This window comes from Microbacterium sp. NPDC089696 (assembly GCF_044749125.1).
Lineage (GTDB): Bacteria > Actinomycetota > Actinomycetes > Actinomycetales > Microbacteriaceae > Microbacterium.
Genome location: NZ_JBIVHF010000001.1, coordinates 785,923 through 806,039, shown reverse-complemented (window position 1 = coordinate 806,039; position 20,117 = coordinate 785,923). Strand labels below are relative to the sequence as shown.

Annotated in this window: 20 protein-coding genes and 1 pseudogene; 10 read left to right on the top strand and 11 right to left on the bottom strand. The window is 70.4% G+C overall.

What is annotated here, in order from left to right; genetic code table 11:
- Positions 1-60 precede the first annotated feature (60 nt).
- From ACIPY8_RS03805 to ACIPY8_RS03795, 3 genes are read right to left on the bottom strand one after another with little or no spacing between them, the layout of a single operon-like run.
- Positions 61-1,122, bottom strand: coding sequence for a Gfo/Idh/MocA family protein (locus ACIPY8_RS03805; protein WP_400815127.1), 1,062 nt, complete (start codon positions 1,120-1,122; stop codon positions 61-63).
- Positions 1,119-1,871, bottom strand: a complete 753-nt coding sequence (locus ACIPY8_RS03800) for a cupin domain-containing protein (RefSeq protein WP_400815125.1) — start codon at positions 1,869-1,871, stop codon at positions 1,119-1,121. Before ACIPY8_RS03800 ends, ACIPY8_RS03805 begins: the two co-directional genes overlap by 4 nt.
- Complete coding sequence (locus tag ACIPY8_RS03795) at positions 1,868-2,998, bottom strand: Gfo/Idh/MocA family protein (RefSeq protein WP_400815123.1); 1,131 nt, start codon at positions 2,996-2,998, stop codon at positions 1,868-1,870. The genes ACIPY8_RS03800 and ACIPY8_RS03795 overlap by 4 nt, the downstream gene beginning before the upstream one ends.
- Before the next feature lie 112 nt (positions 2,999-3,110).
- Here ACIPY8_RS03795 and ACIPY8_RS03790 point away from each other — a divergent pair, with 112 nt between their 5' ends.
- The 3 genes from ACIPY8_RS03790 (at position 3,111) to ACIPY8_RS03780 (ending at position 5,746) form a co-directional block, all read left to right on the top strand.
- Positions 3,111-4,082 (top strand): LacI family DNA-binding transcriptional regulator, encoded by a 972-nt coding sequence (locus ACIPY8_RS03790; protein ID WP_400815121.1) that lies wholly within the window; start codon positions 3,111-3,113, stop codon positions 4,080-4,082.
- Between the two features lie 37 nt (positions 4,083-4,119).
- On the top strand, positions 4,120-5,055 hold the full coding sequence (locus ACIPY8_RS03785) for an NAD(P)-dependent oxidoreductase (protein WP_400815119.1): 936 nt from the start codon (positions 4,120-4,122) through the stop codon (positions 5,053-5,055).
- Between the two features lie 73 nt (positions 5,056-5,128).
- Positions 5,129-5,746 carry a TetR/AcrR family transcriptional regulator gene (locus ACIPY8_RS03780; RefSeq protein ID WP_400815117.1) on the top strand — a complete coding sequence of 206 codons (618 nt, stop codon included), beginning with the start codon at positions 5,129-5,131 and terminating at the stop codon, positions 5,744-5,746.
- A 69-nt stretch (positions 5,747-5,815) separates the two neighbouring features.
- On the opposite strand, the gene ACIPY8_RS03775 is transcribed toward ACIPY8_RS03780, so the two are convergent.
- Both ACIPY8_RS03775 and ACIPY8_RS03770 read right to left on the bottom strand, forming a co-directional pair.
- Positions 5,816-6,940 (bottom strand): Gfo/Idh/MocA family protein, encoded by a 1,125-nt coding sequence (locus tag ACIPY8_RS03775; protein WP_400815115.1) that lies wholly within the window; start codon positions 6,938-6,940, stop codon positions 5,816-5,818.
- Positions 6,937-7,761, bottom strand: coding sequence for a sugar phosphate isomerase/epimerase family protein (locus tag ACIPY8_RS03770; protein WP_400815113.1), 825 nt, complete (start codon positions 7,759-7,761; stop codon positions 6,937-6,939). The genes ACIPY8_RS03775 and ACIPY8_RS03770 overlap by 4 nt, the downstream gene beginning before the upstream one ends.
- 167 nt (positions 7,762-7,928) lie before the next feature.
- Here ACIPY8_RS03770 and ACIPY8_RS03765 point away from each other — a divergent pair, with 167 nt between their 5' ends.
- Complete coding sequence (locus tag ACIPY8_RS03765) at positions 7,929-8,324, top strand: VOC family protein (protein ID WP_400815111.1); 396 nt, start codon at positions 7,929-7,931, stop codon at positions 8,322-8,324.
- A 9-nt stretch (positions 8,325-8,333) separates the two neighbouring features.
- Here the strand turns inward: ACIPY8_RS03765 and ACIPY8_RS03760 are convergent, their stop codons facing one another.
- Positions 8,334-9,308, bottom strand: a complete 975-nt coding sequence (locus ACIPY8_RS03760) for an NAD-dependent epimerase/dehydratase family protein (RefSeq protein ID WP_400815108.1) — start codon at positions 9,306-9,308, stop codon at positions 8,334-8,336.
- A 9-nt stretch (positions 9,309-9,317) separates the two neighbouring features.
- Positions 9,318-9,590 (bottom strand): annotated as a pseudogene (locus tag ACIPY8_RS03755) (ROK family protein); the annotation flags it as partial.
- A 281-nt stretch (positions 9,591-9,871) separates the two neighbouring features.
- On the opposite strand from ACIPY8_RS03755, the gene ACIPY8_RS03750 reads away from it, so the two are divergent.
- From ACIPY8_RS03750 to ACIPY8_RS03725, 6 genes are all read left to right on the top strand, one after another.
- Positions 9,872-10,060 (top strand): ferredoxin, encoded by a 189-nt coding sequence (locus tag ACIPY8_RS03750; protein ID WP_400815106.1) that lies wholly within the window; start codon positions 9,872-9,874, stop codon positions 10,058-10,060.
- 5 nt (positions 10,061-10,065) lie between these two features.
- A complete protein-coding gene (locus ACIPY8_RS03745) occupies positions 10,066-11,247 on the top strand; it encodes an NAD(P)/FAD-dependent oxidoreductase (RefSeq protein ID WP_400815104.1) in 1,182 nt (393 codons plus the stop codon).
- Between the two features lie 13 nt (positions 11,248-11,260).
- The gene (locus tag ACIPY8_RS03740) at positions 11,261-12,547 is read left to right on the top strand and encodes a cytochrome P450 (RefSeq protein WP_400815102.1); all 1,287 of its coding nucleotides are present in this window, start codon (positions 11,261-11,263) and stop codon (positions 12,545-12,547) included.
- Positions 12,548-12,556: 9 nt separating this feature from the next.
- Complete coding sequence (locus tag ACIPY8_RS03735; RefSeq protein ID WP_400815100.1) at positions 12,557-13,423, top strand: helix-turn-helix transcriptional regulator; 867 nt, start codon at positions 12,557-12,559, stop codon at positions 13,421-13,423.
- A gap of 150 nt (positions 13,424-13,573) precedes the next feature.
- Positions 13,574-14,554 carry an aldo/keto reductase gene (locus tag ACIPY8_RS03730; protein WP_400815097.1) on the top strand — a complete coding sequence of 327 codons (981 nt, stop codon included), beginning with the start codon at positions 13,574-13,576 and terminating at the stop codon, positions 14,552-14,554.
- On the top strand, positions 14,551-15,270 hold the full coding sequence (locus ACIPY8_RS03725; RefSeq protein WP_400815094.1) for a creatininase family protein: 720 nt from the start codon (positions 14,551-14,553) through the stop codon (positions 15,268-15,270). Before ACIPY8_RS03730 ends, ACIPY8_RS03725 begins: the two co-directional genes overlap by 4 nt.
- A gap of 69 nt (positions 15,271-15,339) precedes the next feature.
- Here the strand turns inward: ACIPY8_RS03725 and rhaS are convergent, their stop codons facing one another.
- From rhaS to ACIPY8_RS03705, 4 genes are read right to left on the bottom strand one after another with little or no spacing between them, the layout of a single operon-like run.
- The gene (gene rhaS, locus ACIPY8_RS03720) at positions 15,340-16,383 is read right to left on the bottom strand and encodes a rhamnose ABC transporter substrate-binding protein (RefSeq protein ID WP_400815092.1); all 1,044 of its coding nucleotides are present in this window, start codon (positions 16,381-16,383) and stop codon (positions 15,340-15,342) included.
- 59 nt (positions 16,384-16,442) lie between these two features.
- The gene (locus tag ACIPY8_RS03715; protein ID WP_400815090.1) at positions 16,443-17,495 is read right to left on the bottom strand and encodes an ABC transporter permease; all 1,053 of its coding nucleotides are present in this window, start codon (positions 17,493-17,495) and stop codon (positions 16,443-16,445) included.
- Complete coding sequence (locus ACIPY8_RS03710) at positions 17,492-18,523, bottom strand: ABC transporter permease (RefSeq protein ID WP_400815088.1); 1,032 nt, start codon at positions 18,521-18,523, stop codon at positions 17,492-17,494. The genes ACIPY8_RS03715 and ACIPY8_RS03710 overlap by 4 nt, the downstream gene beginning before the upstream one ends.
- Positions 18,520-20,052 carry a sugar ABC transporter ATP-binding protein gene (locus tag ACIPY8_RS03705; RefSeq protein WP_400815086.1) on the bottom strand — a complete coding sequence of 511 codons (1,533 nt, stop codon included), beginning with the start codon at positions 20,050-20,052 and terminating at the stop codon, positions 18,520-18,522. Before ACIPY8_RS03705 ends, ACIPY8_RS03710 begins: the two co-directional genes overlap by 4 nt.
- Positions 20,053-20,117 lie beyond the last annotated feature (65 nt).

Sequence of the window (20,117 nt, the reverse complement as noted above, 5' to 3'; positions counted from 1 at the left end):
CGGTGCGTCGCCGGTCGTTGAGCGAGCGGAGCGAGACGAAACCCGTCGCAACGCCGAGCGTCAGCCGGCGAGCACCCGGGCGTCGCGCTGCGCGATGATGCTGAGCTCCGCCGCCATGAAGGCGTGGTCCTGGGTCATGGCGTGCTCCGTGCGGTCGAGGCAGTCGCGGATCAGCCGTCCGAAGAACGGGAAGCCCGTCCTCCCGGTGGCGTCGAACCGGTGCTGTCCCTCGTGGTTCACGAGCAGCACCTGTCCCCCGCCGTTGTCGGTCGTGATGTCGATGTACTTGCGCAGCTCGATGTACCCGTCGGTTCCGAGCAGTACGGTCCGGCCGTCGCCGAACACGTCGATGCCGTCGGGCGTGAACCAGTCGACACGCACGTAGCCGGTCGTCCCGTTGTCGAGCACGACGTGGGCGTCGCCGAAGTCCTGCAGGCCCGGGGTCTCCCGGTGCGCGTAGTTCGCCACGGTCGCGCTGACGATCTGACCGGAGCGGGCGCCGGTGTAGAACAGCATCTGCTCGAAGTTGTGGCTGCCGATGTCGCACAGGATGCCGCCGTACTGCTCGGGGTCGTAGAACCAGTCCGGACGGCTCTCGCCGATGCGGTGCGGGCCGAACGACACGACCTGCAGCACCTCGCCGATCGCCCCCTGCGCGATGAGCTGTCCCGCGAGGATCGCGGCCTCGGAGTGCACGCGCTCCCCGTAGTAGACGGCGAACTTCCCGCCCGTGCGGGCCACCGCGTGGCGGGCCGCAGCGAGGTCGTCGAGCGTCGTGAGGGCGGGCTTGTCGGCGAAGAAGTCCTTGCCCGCTTCGAGCACCCGCACTCCGAGCGGTCCGCGCAGGCCGGCGATCGACGCACTCGCCACGAGCCGCACCGCAGGATCGTCGAGCACCTCGTTCTCGCTCGCGGCCGCCCGGGACCCCGGATGCTTCGCGACGAAGTCCGCGAGTCGCTGCGGGTCCTCGTCCCAGACGAGCGACAGCGTCGCCCCCGCCGCGACGAGCTGCTCGACCATGCCGTGGATGTGCCCGTGGTCGAGCCCCACGGCGGCGAACACGAACTCGCCGGGTCCGACGACGGGCTCCGGCAGAGGGTCGAAGACGAACTCGCCGCTCATCGGGCGCTCCCCTCGATGGGACGGTCGATCGTGTCGCGGTCGGCGACGTCGTAGGCGCGCAGGCGTCCGCACATGCCGAACGCTCGCTCCCCGGTCGACGGCACGGCCTCGTGCACCCGCGCCTCCGAGAGGTGAGCGATCTGTCCGCGCGCGACGGCCGCCGTCAGCGCGAGCGACCGCTCCGCCTGGGCCAAGGGGCGTTCGCGCACGAGGTCGCCCCATGCCTGCGCGCGATCGCGCACGAGTGCTCCGGCCGCCGCGTGGAACGCCTCGAGCGGGGCACGGTCGCCGCGCTCCGCCGCATCCCGCAGCAGCTCGAAGCCCGCGACGGCGAGGTCGCGACGACGGGTGGCCCGTGCCGCCCGCCCGTCCTCCTCCCCGAGCGCAGCGGCATCGGCATAGGCCTCCGGATCCGCGACGATGTCGGCGGGGAAGGTCATCACCGCATCCCCGGCCTCGGGCAGCCCGGCGTTGCTCATGAGCACGACGACCTTCAGGTCGCCGCGATTCACGGCGCGGTGGATCGTGCCGGGCGTGAACCAGACCACCGACCCGGCCGACAGCGGCGTCTCACGGAAGCCGTCGGCGTCGATCGTCTGCAACGCGCCCTCCCCGGAGACCACGACGTACGCCTCGGTCGAGACGAGGTGCATGTGGGGGCTGCCGCCGCAGATGCCGTCGGGGGCGGCGTCGGTGTATATGTCGAGGTGCGACAGCGACGTGCCTCCGGGGAACGACGACGCGCTCACGATGCCGCCTCGATCAGCGAGGCCTTCTTCTCGAAGAAGTGCGGGGCATCGGCGACGAGCTGTCCCGCACGGTAGTACGGGTCGGAGGCCGCGATCGGCAGCGGCACGAACTCCCTCTCGAACCCCGCCTTGTAGATCGCGGTGACGACCTCGACCGCGTTGCGTCCGTCCTGGCCCGTGGAGCTGGGGGCGCGGCCGTCTCGGATGGCGGCGAGCACGTCGCCGATCTGTCCCTCGTGACCGAGATGCGCGAGCGGGGTGCGCTCCGCGACGAGCCTCGTGATGCGCTCGACCAGCTCGGCGTCGCCGCCCTCCGCGGGGAACCCGCTGGGCGCCGACAGCTCGGCCGAGACGCTGAACGGCTGCGACACCCGGGCGTGCGCTCCCTGGATCACGATCGCCTGCTCCTCGCCGTGGTGGACGACCGAGCTCGTCAGCTGCGCGAGTCCGCGCTCGTACCGGAAGATCGCGACCGAGAGGTCCTCGACCTCGGCGTTGTCGTGCTGGGCGTTCGCGAGCATCGCGGTGATCTCGCTCGGGCTCCCGAGCAGCCACAGCAGGAGGTCGATGTGGTGGATGGCGTGGTTGAGCGTGCAGCCGCCGCCCTCCTTCTCCCAGGTTCCGCGCCACCACAGGTCGTAGTACGGCAGGCCCCGCCACCACGCGGAGTCGACGCGCACGTGCGAGATCGAGCCGAGCAGTCCCGAGTCGACGATCCCCTTGAGGGTCGCGAGGTCGTCGCGGAAGCGGTTCTGCGCCACGACCGACAGCATCCGCCCGGACCGCTCCTGCGCGGCGAGCATCGCGTCGCACTCCTCCAGCGAGGGCGCCATGGGCTTCTCGACCAGCACGTGGACGCCGGCGTCGAGCGCGGCGATCGCGAGAGCGGCGTGCGTCGAGGGCGGCGTGGCGATGCTGACGATGTCGAGGCCGGCCGCGGCGATCATGGCGAGCGGGTCGTCGAACGCCTGCACCGTGTCGAGCGCGAAGGCCTCCGCCTTCTGCGCGGCCTTGCCGGGGATCACGTCCGCGAGGGCCACGATCTCGCACTCGTCGGGGAACGCGAGGTAGCCCCTGATGTGCGCGTCGGCGATGCCGCCCGTGCCGATGATTCCGATCCTGAGCATTCCGCTGCCTCCTCGATGAGGGAATTACTACGTATTACTAAGACGTAGTAGCTACTATCGGGGAGAACGGTCCACGCGTCAACCCCGACCATCGGTCCGCCGAGAGGATGCCATGGAGAAGCGCACCACGAGCCACGACGTCGCGCACCTCGCCGGGGTGTCGCAGTCGACCGTGTCGTTCGTGCTCACCGGGCGTCCCGGCATCTCGGAGGCCACGCGCGACAGGGTGCTGCGCGCGGCCGCCGAGCTGAACTACCGCCCCAACCTCGCGGCACGATCCATGCGCACCCGGCGCAGCGGCCGCCTCGCCGTGGTCGTGCCCATCGCCACCCTGCATCCGCTCACACTGCTGTCGGGGGCGATCGCGGCCGCGCGGGACGAGGGGTACGCCGTCGAGGTCGTGAGCCTCCCGGACGATCCGTCCGAGCGCGACGAGCGACTGGCCGAGCTCGTCGACGCCGGGGCGTACGAGGGCATCCTGTCGTTCAGTCCGCTGCCGCTGGTGACCGAGGACGCCGGGGCGGTCGTGCTCGCGGCGGGCGAGATGGACGACGAGATGCACATGAGCGGCGTTCTCGCCGACGCCCAGCCGATCGTCGAGATGATCGAGCACCTCGCCGCTCACGGACACCGGCGCTTCCTGCATGTCGCCGGCCCGCAGGACTTCCCCTCGGCGCGCGCCCGGCAGACGGCGTACCTGCAGACCGTCGACCGCCTCGGGGTCGAATCGCTCGGCGTCACCGGCGGCGCGTGGAGCGGGGAGGCCGGGGAGGATGCCGTCGCCGCGCTGCCCGACGACGCCACGCCGCTCGCCGTGATCGCCGCGAACGACGTCATCGCGGCCGGGGTGATCCGCGCCGCCACGCTCCGCGGATGGCGGATGCCCGAGGATCTCTCCGTGACCGGCTGGGACGACCTGCACCAGAGCGCCTTCCTCGTCCCCGCGCTCACGACCGTCGCGCAGGATCGGGAGCGTCTCGGCGGCTACGCGATGCTCCGGCTGATCGCCGCCGTGCGGGGCACGGATGCGCCCGCGCGACCGACCGATCTCCTCTCCGTCGTCTGGCGCGAATCGACCGCGTGATCGGCGGGCACTCGATACGGTGGAGTCCGGAGGCGACATGAAGATCCTGATCCCCGACACCATCGACCTGACGCTCACGGGCGACGTGGAGGCCGTGGTGTACGACGTGCGCTCCGAGATCCCCGTCGAGCACCGTGACGCCGAGGTGCTCGTCGTCTGGCACAACTCGGGCGCGCAGCTCGAGCAGGCGGCGCGCGACCTGCCCCGCCTCCGGCTCGTGCAGGCGCTCGCCTCGGGCGCCGACGTCGTGCTGCGCTCCGGCTTCGCCGAGACGGTGCGGATCTGCTCCGGGCGCTCGCTGCACGACGGCCCCGTCGCGGAGCACGCGCTCACCCTGATCCTCGCCGCGGTCCGTCGCCTCGACGTGCTGCGCGACGCCCAGGGCGACCACCGCTGGGATGACGGGTTCAACGTGGCCCAGACCGCCTCCGCCACGCGCGCGGACTACACGCTGGCGGGCGCCCGGGTCACGATCTGGGGCTTCGGTTCGATCGCGACGACGCTCGCCCCCGTGCTGCGGACGCTGGGCGCCGACGTCCAGGGCATCGCGCGCAGCGCCGGCGACCGTGCAGGGTTCCCCGTGCACGCGGATGCCGACGTCGCGGCCGTCCTCGCCGACACCGACGTGCTCGTGTCCCTGATCCCCGCGACGCCCGATACCGCCGACCTCTTCGACGCCCGGGTGTTCGACGCGCTGCGTCCCGGCGCCGCGTTCGTGAACGTGGGACGCGGAGCCACCGTCGACGAGGCTGCGCTGATCGCGGCCCTCGAGTCCGGGCGCCTGCGGGCGGCGGCGATCGACGTCGCGAAGGCGGAACCGCTGCCCTCCGACGACCCCCTGTGGGAGGCCCCGAATCTCCTCATCACGCCGCACGTCGCCGGGAACCGCCCGGTCGGAGCGAGTGCGCTGATCGACGACAACGTCGCGCGTCTCGCGGCGGGTGACGACCTGGTCAACCAGGTGCGTCCCTGACCCTCGGGTCTCGACCTCGCAACAGAACCTCCGAACGGAGGTTTTAGACGTCGATGCTCGCTATCATCGGAGCATGACCACTCCCTCGGCCGACGAACCCCGGAGCCCGGGGCGGTACGCGAAAGGGATAGCGCGTCGCCAGGAGATCCTCGACAAGGCGATCGAGGTCTTCGCGACGCGCGGATCGAAGCGCACCAGCCTGCGGGCGATCGCGCAGGAGGTCGGCGTGACCCATGCCGCACTCACGCACTACTTCGGCTCGCTCGAGGAGCTGCTCGTCGCGGTGTACCGCGAGTCCGAGCGCCGGTCCGACGTCGAGAAGCCGGAGCCGCCGGGCCTCAGCCCCGCGCGCATGATGCGGGTGTCGGCTGAGGAGAACCGGAACATCCCCGGCCTCGTGCAGCTCTACTCCACGCTCGTCGCCTCCGCGCTGGAGGAGGGCCACTCGGCGGCGAACGAGTTCGCGACGCAGCGCTTCTCCCGCCTCCGCATCGAGCTCGCCGGTCGCGTGCGCGAACTCCAGTCGACCGGCGACCTCCGCGCCGACCTGGACCCCGAGCTCGTGTCGGCGCTCGTGATCGCCGCCTCCGACGGCCTGCAGACGCAGTGGCTCCTCGACCCCTCGGTGGATCACGGCGCAGCGCTCGAGCTCCTCGACGACCTGCTCGCCGGCGCGGGCGCTTCCGCCTGAGCATCCGACGCAGAACGCGGGCCCGTCGACGTGATGTCGAAGGGCCCGCGGTTCTGAGGGGGTCGCGCGTCAGAGCGTCGCGACGAAGGGGTCGAAGCCCTCGGGCAGCAGCGGCACCGGTGCGACGGTGCTCTCCACCGTGACCGTCGCGCCGGACGCGGCAGACTCCTGCGCCGAGAGCAGGATGTCGAGCACGTGGAAGCCGAGCTCGCCGGAGGCGACGTGCGGACGCCCCTCGGCGATCGCCCGCACCATGTCGAGGGCGCCGAGGCCGCGGCCGACCTCGAGGTCGGCGTGCGCGATCTCGATCCACTCCTGCTCGAACGACATGCCATCGCGGATGACTCCGAGCGGCTTGACGTAGGCGATCCGACCGGTGAACGCGTTCGGATCGGGAAGCACGATCGTGCCCTCGGTGCCGTGGATCTCGACGATGCCGTGACGCTCCAGCGCCGAGTCGAAGCTCAGCAGGCTCTGCGCCTGAGCGCCCGCCTCGAACGCCGTGACGATCTGGATCGTCGACGGGACCTCGACGGGGAACGTCGTCCCCGCGTTCGGCCCCGTGTGGATCTCGCGCTCCTCGCGCGCCTTCGAGCCGACGGCCGCGACGTGGTCGACAGGGCCGAGGAGGCTCACGAGGGCCGAGAAGTAGTACGGCCCCATGTCGAGCAGCGGGCCGGCGCCCTCCGCGAAGAGGAACGCGGGGCTCGGGTGCCACAGGTCGGGGCCCTGCGTCTGGAAGACCGTCTGCGCGAACAGCGGGCGTCCGATGACACCGCTCTCGATCGCGCGGCGCGCGGCCTGGAACCCCGGGCCGAGCAGCGTGTCCGGAGCCGAGCCGACACGCAGGCCGGCGGCGTCCGCCTCGCGGAGCAGCTCCGCCGCGCCCGCGCGGTCGAGTCCGAGCGGCTTCTCGGTCCACACGTGCTTGCCTGCGGCGATCGCTGCGCGCGAGACCTCGATGTGCGCGGCCGGGATCGTGAGGTTCACGACCAGGTCCACGCCGGGGTGCGCGAGCACGTCCTCCGCGGAGCCGAACGCCGGCACGCCGTACTTCTCGGCCTGCGCCTGGGCGCGGTCGAGCAGCAGGTCGCCCACGATGAGCACCTCGGTGTCGGGGAACGACGTGAGGTTCTGCAGGTAGGTGTCGCTGATGACGCCGACGCCGATGATGCCGATGCCGACCGCGCTCATCGGGCGAAACCGCCCTCGACGAGGAACGCGTAGCTCGCGGCGATGTCGGCGAAGACGTCACCGGGGGCGTTGTCGTACTCGATGATCGCGTACTTCAGGGCGGATGCCGCGCGCAGCGAGTCGGCGAGGGGCACGTCGCCCGTGCCGGCGTGCCGCTGGTCGAGGCTGTCCGAACCGAACTCCGGCGCGCCGGGAGCGAAGGGGTTGCTCGCGGGAGCGACGCCGTCCTTGACGTGCGCGGCGACGAGGCGGTCTCCGAGACGCGACACGAGAGCCGTGACGTCCTGTCCGCCGACGAGGGCCCAGTAGAGGTCGAGCTCGACGACGACGCGCTCGTCGGTCAGCGCGACGAAGCGCTCGAACGCCGTCTGGTCGTCGAAGCTCTCCACGAACTCCTGCGCGTGGTTGTGATAGCCGACCTCGAGGCCGAAGCCGGCGGCGGTCTCGACCAGCGCGTTGAGGCGATCGGCGATGTCGGTGACGCCCTCGAGCGTGAACCACCGCTCGGGCGCGACGAACGGGTCGATGACGGTCTTCATCCCGACCTTCGCCGCCGCCTCGAAGACGACCTCGGGCGCGGGGGTGGGGATCGACCCGTCCGGGGTCCACAGCTCGTCCGAGAGCAGGGGGGCGTGTCCCGTCGGCGAGGCGAGCCCCGAGGCGTCGAGTGCGGCGCGGATCTCGTCGGGACGGCGGACGAAGTCGAACGCCTCCACATTGCGCAGGCCGATGGCGGCGAGCTTGTCGAGCGAGCCTCCCATGTCGGCGGAGAACTCCGCCGCGAGCGTGTACAGCTGGACCGATGCTTCTGGCAGGGCCACGGTGACCTTCCTTCGTATTCCTTCGGGGGGTGGGCAGCGCATTCTGCCCGCGGTCAGACTAGCAGAAACCTCCACGCGGAAGTTATGGTTTCCCCGGTCTTTCTCAGGTCGCTCATCGGTGCGCGGAACCGGTGGACAGCAGGGCACGCGAAGAGCATGCTGAACCCATGACGGCATTCCAGAGCACCCACGCGTTCAGCGGCTTCAGCGTCGACGACATCGACGCCGCCCGCACCTTCTACGGCGACGTGCTCGGCATGGACGTGAGGACCAACGCCATGGGCTTCCTCGACATCCGGCTGAGCGATGGAGCATCCATCCTCGTCTACGCCAAGCCGAATCACACGCCTGCGAGCTTCACGATCCTGAACTTCCCCGTCGAGGACGTCGACGCCGCGGTCGACGAGCTCAACGCGCGCGGCGTCGTCACGAAGATCTACGACGATCCGCAGCTCGGCACCGACGCCAAGGGCATCTCGCACGGGACGCCGGGACAGGGACCCGACATCGCGTGGTTCAAGGACCCCGCGGGCAACGTCCTCGCCGTGCTCGCCGAGGTCTAGCGCGCGGGTCTACGCGAGAAGCCGGTCGAATAGCGCATTCATCGCGGGGTCGACGCGCTGCAGCTCGGGGTGCGCGTCATGCCAGTCGATGATCTCGCGCGCGGAGGTGTGCAGCCCGATCGTCGGCGCGAAGTCGGGCACGAGCCGACGGATCTTCGTGTTGTCGAACACCACCGAGTGGGCCATGTCGCCCGTGAGCTGCCCGGCGCGCTCCGGCGCCTCCGCCTCGATCGCGGCGCTCGTGGCGTACCGGATCCGGGGTTCGGCACCCGCGGCGCGCCCCAGCATCCCGTAGATCTCGTTCCACGTGTAGACGAAGTCGCTCGTGATCTGGAAGGTGTCGCCGTACGCCAGCGGGTTGCCGAGCAGTCCGACGAAGCCGACCGCGAAGTCGCGGGAGTGCGTGAGCGTCCAGAGCGACGTGCCGTCGCCGTGCACGACGATCTCCTCGCCGCGGCGGATGCGATCGATCGCCGTCCACCCGCCGAAGGCCGGGATCGTCCACTCGTCGTAGGTGTGCGAGGGTCGTAGCACCGTCGCCGGGAAGCCGCGGTCGCGATACGCCGCCGCCAGCAGATCCTCACAGGCGATCTTGTCGCGCGAGTACTGCCAGAACGGGTTGCGCAGCGGCGTCGACTCCGTGATCGGCAGGTGCGCGACCGGCTTCTGGTAGGCGGACGCCGAGCTGATGAAGACGTACTGTCCCGTGCGCCCCTCGAACCGGTCGATGTCGCGCTGCACCTGTTCGGGCGTGAAGGCGATCATGTCGACCACGACGTCGAACTCGCGTCCGGCGAGCGCGGCGTCGACCGCGGCGGCATCCGCGGCGTCAGCGGTGAGGACCTCGATCCCCTCCGCGGGTTCCCGGTGCGAGCGCCCGCGGTTGAGCATCGTCACCTCCATGCCCCGTCGGGCCGCGAGCGCACTCGCCGCCGAGGAGATGATCCCCGTCCCTCCGATGAACAGCACACTGATCGCAGACATGTCGCGACTCTATCCCCGGTCGCCGACACCCCCGTACCATCGCGACTCGAGCAGCGCGGCGCCGATGGCCCCGCCGAAGTCCCCCGCCCGCGAGAACCTGATCTCCGGGTCAGCGGCGTACGTCTCGATCGACGCGAAGGCACGCCGGGTCGACCCACGCAGCAGATCGTCGAACTGCGCGACGCTGCCGCCCACCACGATGACGCTCGCGCGGAAGACCGTCTGGAGATCGGCGAGACCCTCACCGAGGCGTGCGCCGAACGAGTCGAAGACCGACAGCGCTCTCGGGTCTCCCCCCGCGCGCGCGGGTCACGAGGTCACCGAGCGCATCGGACGCGCCGGGCTCCCGCGCCTCCTCCGCGGCCGCCTGCAGAGCCGTACGAGACCCGCCTGTTCCCAGCACGCCGACCGACCGCAGTAACAACACTTGTGTTTGCCCAGTATCGAAAGCGAGCGCGAAGGTGAGAGTCCAGTCCATGTTTTGCGCGATCCGGACGTGGCTGTGACTCGCGCTCAGCACTTGAATTGACGGCATCGAATCCCCCGAGACCCGAGGAGTAGGGATGAACGTCGTCGTACAGACCAGCGCCTGCGTCGGAGCAGGACAATGCGCACTCGTGGCGCCCGAGGTGTTCGATCAGGACGACGACGGGATCGTCCTCCTCCTCGAGGCCGAGCCGCACGGTGCCGACGCCGAGGCGGCGACCCGCGCCGCACGGCTCTGCCCCGCCCGTGCGATCTCGCTGACCTGACGATCGTGTCCGGTACGAGCGAGCGGATCGTCATCGTCGGGACCTCGATCGGAGGCCTCACGACGGCGGAGACGCTGCGCCAGGAAGGATACGAGGGCGAGATCGTCGTGCTCGGCGAGGAGCAGCACCTCCCCTACACGCGCCCCCCGCTGTCGAAGCAGATCCTGTCCGGCGAATGGGACCCGGACGACGCCCGCATCCGCACCGCGCAGGAGCTCGCCGAACACCGCATCGACGTCCGCACGGGAACCTCCGCCATCGGTCTCGACGTCGCGGCACGCGTGCTGCACACCGATTCCGGGCCGCTCGCGTTCGACGAGCTGGTCATCGCGACCGGGACCGGCCCTCGCCCGCATCCGACCCTTCCGCACGCGCTGACGCTGCGCACCATGGACGACGCGCTCGAGCTGCGTGCACGTCTGGGCCGCGCGCGTCGCGTCGCGATCCTGGGATCAGGCATCCTCGGATCCGAGATCGCGAGCGCCGCACGCAAGAACGACGCGGACACGCTGCTGATCGGACGCTCCGGCACCCTGGGTTTCGGCGGTGTCGGCACACTCCTCACCGAAGGACTCGCGGCACTGCACCGGTCCAACGGCGTGGGCCTCGCCCTGCGCGCCGGCGTCATCGGCGCAGAGATCCGGGAGGAGACCACCCGGATCCACTTCGACGACGGCAGCCGCCACGACGCCGACCTCGTGGTCGCGATGATCGGCGGCACACCCCGCACGCAGTGGCTGCGCTCCTCAGTCCTCGATGTCGACGACGGCGTCGCGTGCGACAGCGAGGGGATCGCGGCGCCTGGCGTCTCGGCGGTCGGCGACGTCGCCGCGTGGGCGGACCCGGTGACCGGACGCCGGTCCCGCGTCGAGCACCAGAGCCATGCGATCGAGCAGGCCATCGCGGTCGGAACGCGACTCGCGCACGGCGGCGCCAGTCCGCATCCGGTCCCCCTGTTCTGGTCCGAGATCCACGGCACCCGCATCCACGCGTACGGCTGGTTCGATCCGCGGCGAGCACTGGAGGACGCGACTCCGCCCGAGGAGAGTCGCGGGCGTGTGCTCGCCCACCGCGACGCGCACGGCGACGTCCGCGGGATCGTCGGCTGGGACGCGACCCCGCGCTCGTTCCGCGCCGCCCGGTCCACCGTCGTCACCACCCCCGCCACCCACGTCCCGAGCCACTGAAGGAGGCCGATCGATGTCGATCCCCGCCGAATGCCCGTTCCACTCCCGTTCCCTGCCCGGCGACGGAACACCGCTGACCCCGTCGCCGCGTGTGGCCGAGTGGCGCGAGGAGGGCGCGTTCACTCCCCTCGACTTCCAGGACGGCCATCGCGGTCTGGTCGCCACCCGCTACGAGGAGGTCGTCGCGGTCCTGCAGGACCCGCGGTTCAGCATGCGCCCCAGCCGGATGCCGGTCGGCCCCGACTCCGAGGGCCACGCCGCCGCGCACGGCGAGGTCGCGGACGCCGAAGCCGTGCCGCTCGAGCTGCCCGGCGATCTCGACGAGGCCGGTCGGGCCTCCGACGCGCTGAACCTGCTCAACCTCGACGGCGACGAGCACTCGAAGTTGCGCCGCGCCGTGATGCCCCGGTTCTCGGTGCGGCAGGCGCGCGGACGCGAGCCCTGGATCCACGAGATGGTCGCGGAGCAGATCGCGCACCTGCGGGAGATCGGACCGGAGGTCGACCTCTGGCGCGACTACGGCATGCACATCTCGGCGCGTACCCACTGCCATGTGATCGGAATCCCCGACCACCACTACCCGACATTCGTCGCGCTGTTCGTCGAGGCCTCGACCGCGCAGCAGAAGTACGACTTCATCCGGATGCTTCTCGCGGAGCGGGCCGACTCCCCCGGCGACGACGTCATCACCGACCTGCTGGGAAACCCCGATCTCGACCGCATCGAGGTCGAGGCGCTGCTTCGGCTGCTGATGGGAGCCGGGCGCGACTCGGTCGCGTACCTCATCGCGACCGCATCCGTCGCCCTCCTGACCCACCCCGAGCAGCTCGCGATCCTGCGCTCCGACCCCGAGCTCGTGCGCCCGGCCGTCGAGGAGTTCATGCGCGCGGGCGCCATGTTCCTCACCCTCTTCGCGCGCACCGCGACCGAAGACGTCGAGATCGGCGGCACCGCGATCCCCGCCGGCACCTCCGTGTCTGTCTCGCCGGTCGGCGCGAACCGCGACCCCCGCCACTGGGGCGATGATGGTCCGGACGCCTTCGACGTCACGCGCGACGCGTTCGGTCATATCGGCTTCGGCTACGGCATCCACGGATGCATCGGGCAGCAGGTCGCGCGGGTCGAGATCCGTGAGGCGATCACCGCCCTGATCAGGGAGTTCCCGGCCATCGCGCTCGTGCACGCCGACCAGTCGACGCCACAGCCGTTCGCGCACCCGGTGGCCGTGTACGAGGCCGGCGGTGTGCTCGTGCGCCTCGACGGCGCCGTCTCCGGCACCCGCCGGACCGCGGACCACTAGTCTCGTCGCATGACCACCGACGGCGCCGGCGACGATCCCGTCGTCGTCGGCGCGAACTGGTATCGGTTCTCGTCGGGCGAGCACATCGTGAACACCCCGGTGATGAGCGTGTCCTTCGTGTGGATCGTGAGCGGCAGCGGCGAGATCCGCGTGAACGGCATGCCTTTCGTCGTCGAGGCGCAGCACGTCCTCCGCCTCCCCTGGCGCCACCACGTCGAGTACCGGGCGAGCGCGCGCACGCCGTTCCACATCGGCACCCTGCACGTCGTTCCGCGTCACGACCGTGACGCTCCCGTGGTCCCCCGCGTCGCCTTCCAGGTCGGCGACCCCCTGCTCGATGACCCGGCGCGTCACGGCGATCCCGGAGGGTTCCGCCCCTCGGCCTCCACGATCCGCAACGCGGTGGCCCGGAGGATCACGGAGTTCGGCACGATCGCGATCGAGCGCCTCGGCGAGGGCGGGTTCGCCGAGGACTACTTCCGAGCGCTGGCCCGTCTCGTGCTCGCCGAGAACGCCGCCTGGTCGGATGCGCACCCGCACGAGACGGTCCTGCCCGGATCGCTCGAGCTCATGATGACCTTCATCCGCCACCACATCGCCGAGCCGCTGACGGTCGCACGCGTCGCCGAGGCCGCACGCTGCAGCGAGACCACGGCACAGCGCCTCTTCGCGCGGCACCTCGGAGAGCCCATGCAGGCCTGGATCCGACGGCTGCGGCTGCACGAGGCGGCGACGCTGCTCCGCACGACCGGCCTGCGAGTGAGCGAGGTGTCGCAGCTCGTCGGCTATGAGGATCCGCTGTACTTCTCGCGCGCGTTCCGTCGCACGTTCGGCGTCGCCCCCAGCCGCTTCGCGAGCTCGACGCTGCGGCCCTGAGCGGCCGCCCCGCGATCGGGGGCACGGCTGATCGTCGCGTCCATGTTTCCGCGCTTTCTTGCCGGGCGCCGACGACCTCCCCCTCCGTAGATTCAGCCGAGACCGCGCGGCTGCGGAGCCGCGCCCGAGCGTGAGGGAGCGCAGCAGCATATGACCGTTCATCGACGCCCGTTCGGACGAACCGGATGGGACATCAGCGAGGTCGCCTTCGGCGCCTGGCAGCTCGGCGGCCAGTGGGGGCCCGTCGACGACGACGCCTCGATCCGCACCCTGCACGACGCGTTCGAGAGCGGCGTGAACTTCGTCGACACCGCCGAGATGTACGGCTCGGGTCACAGCGAGCAGGTCGTCGGCGAGGCGCTGCGGCGGTGGCGCGGCGAGCGCATCCGCGTCGCGACCAAAGCGCAGCCGCCCGAGTGGCCGCGCCCCTCAGTCGACGACCCCGACATCGCGGCGGCGTACCGCCCCGAGTACCTGCGCGCCCAAGCGGAGCAGTCGCTGCGGCGGCTCGGCGTCGAGCGCATCGACCTGTACCAGCTGCACTGCTGGATGCCGTCGGGGATGCACAACCGCGAATGGCTCGAGACCCTGCACGTGCTCCGCGACGAGGGGAAGATCGACCGGATCGGCGTCTCGTTGCGCGACTACCGCCCGGACGAGGGAGTGGAGCTCGCCGAGTCCGGCCTGGTCGACTCGATCCAGGTGATCCACAACGTCTTCGAACAACAGCCCGAGGACGCGCTCTATCCGGCGGCGGAGGCATCCGGCACGGCGATCATCGCCCGGGTCGTCCTGGACTCAGGGTCGCTCAGCGGCACGTGGACGCCGGATACCTACCAGGGCTGGGCTGAGGGCTCGGTGCTCAAGACGATGTTCCGCGACGATCGCTTCGCCGAGACGCTCGAGCGGGTTGCGGCGGTGCGCGAGATCACCGACCCGTTCTACGACGGTCTCGACGAGGCGGCTGTGCGGTTCGTCCTCGACAGTCCGGCGGTGAGTACCGCGATCGTCGGGATGAGCACCGCGCGACGGCTGGAGCGGAACCTGTCGTTCGCCGACGGCCGCGGGCTCGCCCCCGGGCTCCATGACGCCCTGGCCGGATCAGAGTGGCGGAGGAACTTCTACGTATGAGCACTGTCGGTACCGCCGCCGTCGAGCGGCTGAGCCCCGCCCAGATCGAGGAGCGCCTCGCCGCGGCATCCGTCGCTTACCTGCCTCTGGGATCGCTGGAGTTCCACGGCCCGCACCTGCCGATCGGACTCGACGCGCTCACCGCACAGGGCGTCTGCCTCGAAGCCGCGCGCCTGCAGGGCGGCATCGTGCTGCCCCCGTACTACCAGGCGGTCGGCGGCGAGCACTCCCGCTACCCGTGGACGCTCATGAGCGAGGCCCCCGACGCGATCGAAGTCCTGCTGGGCGAGACCCTGACCCGGTTGCAGGAGCTCGGCGTGCGGCGAGCGGTGATCCTCAGCGGACACTTCGCCGACGAGCAGCGCGACCTCGTGACGCGCGTCACCCACCGCTGGAACGCGGCAGAGCCGGAGATGACGGTCGTCGGGCGCACGCTCGGCCAGGCTCCGGAACCGCCGATCGCCCCGGATCACGCCGGCCGGTTCGAGTCGCTGCTGCTGTACGCGATCTCGCCCGAGCTGGTGCACGTCGAGACGCTCCCCGATCCCGAGCGTTTTCCCGCACCGACCGGCGAGGACCCGTACGGCCAGGACCGGCACCGCGACACGCATCCCCTGCACGGCGTGTTCGGCGCCGACCCTCGACGGCTCGACACCGAGAGCGCCGCAGGGCTCCTGGAGCACCTCGCGCGCTGGACGGCCTCGCTCGCCGGGTGACGGTATCCCGATCCACAGAGAGGAGCGCCCCGGTCGATCCGACCGGGGCGCTCCTCTCGTGTCAGCGGATCAGAAGTCGAAGTCGCCGATGTTGTCCTTGTCGAACACGTACGGGTCGCCGAGCAGCACCGTGGCGTCCGCGCCGACCGTGAACTCGCCGAGCTTGCCGGCCTCGAAGGTGTCGCCCTCCGCGCCCGTGATGTCACCCGAGATGAGTGCCGCCGACGCGTACGCGGCCAGGTAGCCGAGGTCCTCCGGGTTCCACAGCGCGAACGCCGTGACCGTGCCGTCCTCGACGTACTCGCGCATCTGGTTCGGCGTGCCGAGACCGGTCAGCGCGACCTTGCCCTTGTAGTCCGACGTCGACAGGTAGCGCGCCGCCGCCGAGATGCCGATCGTCGTGGGCGAGATGATGCCCTTGAGGTTCGGGTGGCTCTGCAGCAGGGCCGCGGTCTTGTCGAACGAGATCTGCTCGTCGTCATCGCCGTAGACGACATCGACCAGCTGGATGTTCGGGTGGTCGGACGCCAGCAGCTCCTTCATGATGTCGATCCAGGCGTTCTGGTTCGTGGCGTTGGCCGTCGCCGACACGATCGCGATCTCGCCGGCATCGCCGATCTGCTCGGCGATCAGGTCGATCTGCGCCTTGGCGATGCCCTCGGCGGTCGCCTGGTTCACGAACAGGTCGCGGCACTCGGGGTTCGTGTCGGAGTCGAACGTGACGACCTTGACCCCGGCGTCCCGCGCCTCGTCGAGGGCGTCGCAGATCGCCTTGGGGTCGTTGGCCGAGACGACGAGCGCGCCTACGCCCTGCTGGGTCGCGGTGTTGATGTAGCTCACCTGGGCGTCGGGCGTCGACTCCGCGGGACCGACCTCGGCGAACGTGCCGCCGAGCTCGTCGACCGCGGCCTTGCCACCCGCGCTCGACGTGTCGAAGTACGGGTTGCCGAGGCTCTTGGGCAGGAACGTGATGGCGAGGTTGTCGCTGCCACCGCCGTCACCGCCGCCGGACTCGCCACCCGAGCCACCCGTGTCCGCGCACCCCGCGAGGGCGAGCGTCGTGACGAGGACGGCCGCTGCCACGGCGGCCACACGCTTGCGTGCAAACTTCATTGTTCTTCCTTTCGTGCGGACGACCGAGACGGATGCCGTCGGCCGGGGACTCAGCTTCGTCATGAGGCTGTGGATGCTGAGACGCGAGGGGGACGGCCGGGACGCCGTCGGGCTCTTTGGAGCCAGGTGAGGATGCTGGCGCCGACCACCGACACGACGAGCAGGACGCCGGTGATGACGTTGATGACGTCGGACGTGGCGTTCGCGAGGCGCAGGGCGCTCGAGAGCACGCCGATCAGGAGCACCGCGGCGACAACTCCGTAGATCTGGCCGCGACCGCCGAACACCGAGACCCCGCCGAGGACGACGGCCGCGATGACCTGCAGTTCGAGCCCGGTGGCGTTGTCGCCGCGGGCGCTGCCGAATCGCAGGGTGAAGTAGATGCCGGCGAACGCCGAGACGAGTCCCGACAGTACGAACAGCAGGAACTTCGTGCGCTCGACGTGGATGCCGGAGAACCGCGCCGCGTCCTTCGACAGTCCGACCGCGTACACGCCGCGGCCGAACGGGGTGAAGTGCAGCAGGATCACGAACACGACGAGCAGGATCAGGAACGGCACCATGATGTAGGGAATCGTCGTGCCCGCGATCTTCGCCTTGGCGAGCGCCGTCCAGGTCTCCGGGAAGTCGGTCACAGCGGTGGTGCCGAGCACGCCGACCGCGAGCCCGCGGAACAGCGCGAGGGTGCCGATCGTCACCGCGAGCGACGGCAGCCCCACGGTGGTCACGAGGAAGCCGTTGAACGCGCCCCCGATCACGCCGACGAGGAGGGCGAGCAGCGCGGCGATCTCGAACGGGATGCCGGCCTGCACGCTCGCGCCGGTCACGACGCTCGCGAGACCCACCATGCTGCCGACCGACAGGTCGATCTCGCCCGTGATCATCACGAGCGTCATCGGCAGCGCGATCAGCAGGATCGGGGCGACGTCGAGGAGCAGGTAGTTGAGCGTGATGGGCTGCCCGAACCCGCGGACCGTCGTCATCGCGTAGAGGGTGACGATCACGAGGAGGGCGACGATCGCCATCTCCCGGCTGACGAGCACGCGCCGCCACAGCGGCTTGTCGAAGTCGCGCGAGACGCGGTTCGTGGAGGTCGTGGTCGCGGTGGTCATGACTGGTCCCTCGCTTCGATGAGTCGCTGCTTCTGTCTGACCGCGAGCCAGCGATCCAGCACGATCGCGCCGATGATGAGCACACCGACGACGGCGCGCTGCCAGAAGTCGGGGATGCCGAGGATCGGCAGCGCCCGGTTGATGGTCATCAGGAGCATGGCGCCGATCGCCGCGCCCCAGAGGGTGCCGACGCCGCCCGTGATGGCGACGCCGCCGATCACGGCCGCACCGACGGCATCCAGCTCCCACCCCGCACCCGCCTGCGAGCTGACGGTGCCGTAGCGCGCGACGTAGAAGACGCCGGCGAGACCCGCGAGCGCACCCGACAGGGTGAACGCGGTGAGGATGCGGCGGGTGACGCGCAGGCCGTAGAGCTCGGCGGCTGCGGGGTCGGAGCCGATCGCGTAGTACTCGCGGCCGCCGCGGGTGTTGCGCATGTACCAGGCGATCGCGACGAGCAGCACGATCGCGACGATCGCGAGCAGCGGGATGGTCAGGAGCTGCCCTGTGCCGATCCCGAGGAATTCCTTCGGGATGTCCGAGGCGTTCACCCGTGTCGACCCCGCCCACATGACGTTGATGCCGCGGTAGGCGTACAGGGTGCCGAGCGTGATCACCATCGCGGGCACCCGGGCGTAGGCCACCAGCACGCCGTTCACGAGCCCGAGCAGTGCGCCGAAGCCGACGGCGAGCAGCACGACCACCGGGATGGGCAGCGCGGGGACGTCGATGAACAGCCGTCCGGTCAGGTAGGCCGTGAGCCCCATCACCGACCCGACCGACAGGTCGACGTTGCGAGTGATGATGACGATGGCCTGGCCGATCGCCACGAGCGCGAGGATCGACGGGGTCAGCAGCAGGTCGCGCCACCCGTCGGCGGAGAAGAGGAAGCTCGGGTTCTTCGCGGTCGCGGCCGTGACGACGAGCGCGAGGGCGATGAGGATGCCGAACTCGCGGGCCTTGCCGAGGGCGCCGATGCGCTTGGTGACCCCGGAGACGGGGATGCGCGTAGTGGATGTGACGCTCACGAGTGCTGCTCCGATGCGTGGGTGGCGGCGAACATGACGTTCTCGCTGGTGGCTTCGGCCCGGTCGATCTCGGCCGTGATGCGGCCCTCGCGCATGACGAGCACGCGATCGGCCATCCCGAGGACCTCGGGGAGCTCGGAGGAGATCATGAGGATCCCCATGCCCTGCCCGGCGAGCTCGGAGAGGAGGCGATGGACCTCGGACTTCGTGCCGACGTCGATGCCCCGCGTGGGTTCGTCGATGATGAGGATGTCGGGACGCGTGGCGAGCCACTTCGCCAGCACGACCTTCTGCTGGTTGCCTCCGGAGAGGGTCGCCGCCACGGTGTCGAGCGCGTGCGACTTGACCTCGAGCCGGCTCGCCCACTCGCGGGCGGCCCGGTTCTCGGCGGCGCTCGTGATGAGCCCGAAGCGCGAGAGCTGTCGGCGGATCGCCATGGTGACGTTGCGCCCGACGCCCGACTCGATCACGAGCCCCTGCTTGCGCCGGTCCTCGGGGACTAGCGCGATCCCGGCCCGCATCGCCTCGGTCGGGCGACCTCGGCGGATCGGCGCGCCCTTCATGGTGACGCTGCCCTCCTGGTAGTCGTCGACGCCGAAGACGGCGCGGGCGACCTCGCTGCGACCGGCGCCGACGAGGCCGGCGAGCCCGACGATCTCACCGGACCGCACCGTGAAGCTGATGTCGTGGAAGACGCCAGGGCTCGTGAGTCCCTGCACCTCGAGCACCGGCTCCCCGATCGCGACCTCCTGCTTCGGGAAGAGCTCCGTGACGTCGCGGCCGACCATCTGCCGCACGAGTTCCGCGGGCGTGGTGTCGGCGATCGGCGTGGTGGAGATGTAGGAGCCGTCGCGCATGACGGTGACGGTGTCGCACAGCGCGAAGACCTCGTCGAAGCGGTGCGAGATGAAGATCAGACCTCGACCCTCGTCGCGCAGGCTGCGCGCGATCGTGAAGAGCCGCTCCACCTCGACGCCGGAGAGGGCAGCCGTCGGCTCGTCCATGATGAGGACCTTGGCGTCGAGCGACACCGCCTTAGCGATCTCGATGACCTGCTGGTCGGCGATCGACAGCCCCTCGGCGGGGCGGTCGGGGTCGATGGTCACTCCGAGACGGGTGAAGAGGCGCTCGACCTCGTGGCGCATGGCCTTGCGGTCGATGCGTCCGAAGCGTCCGGTGACCTGGCGCCCCATGAAGATGTTCTCGGTGACCGAGAGATCGGGGAAGAGCGTCGGCTCCTGGTAGATGACCGCGATCCCCGCGGCCTTCGACTGCGCGGTCGAGGTGAAGTCGACCTCCTCGCCGTCGAGGCGGAGGTCGCCTCCGTCGCGCCGGTAGAGACCGGCGACGATCTTCACGAGAGTCGACTTTCCCGCGCCGTTCTCGCCGATCAGGGCGTGGATGGAGCCTGACCGCAGACGCAGGCTGCCCGAGCGCAAGGCCACGACGGCGCCGAAGGCCTTGACGACTTTCGACAGCTCGAGCACGACGGGGGCGTCGTCCGGTGCAGTGGGAGCACTGTTCGCCACTCGTTCCTCCTCGTTGAGGTCGGGTATATGATCTGAATCGATTCAGGTTCGATTCATGGCTACTG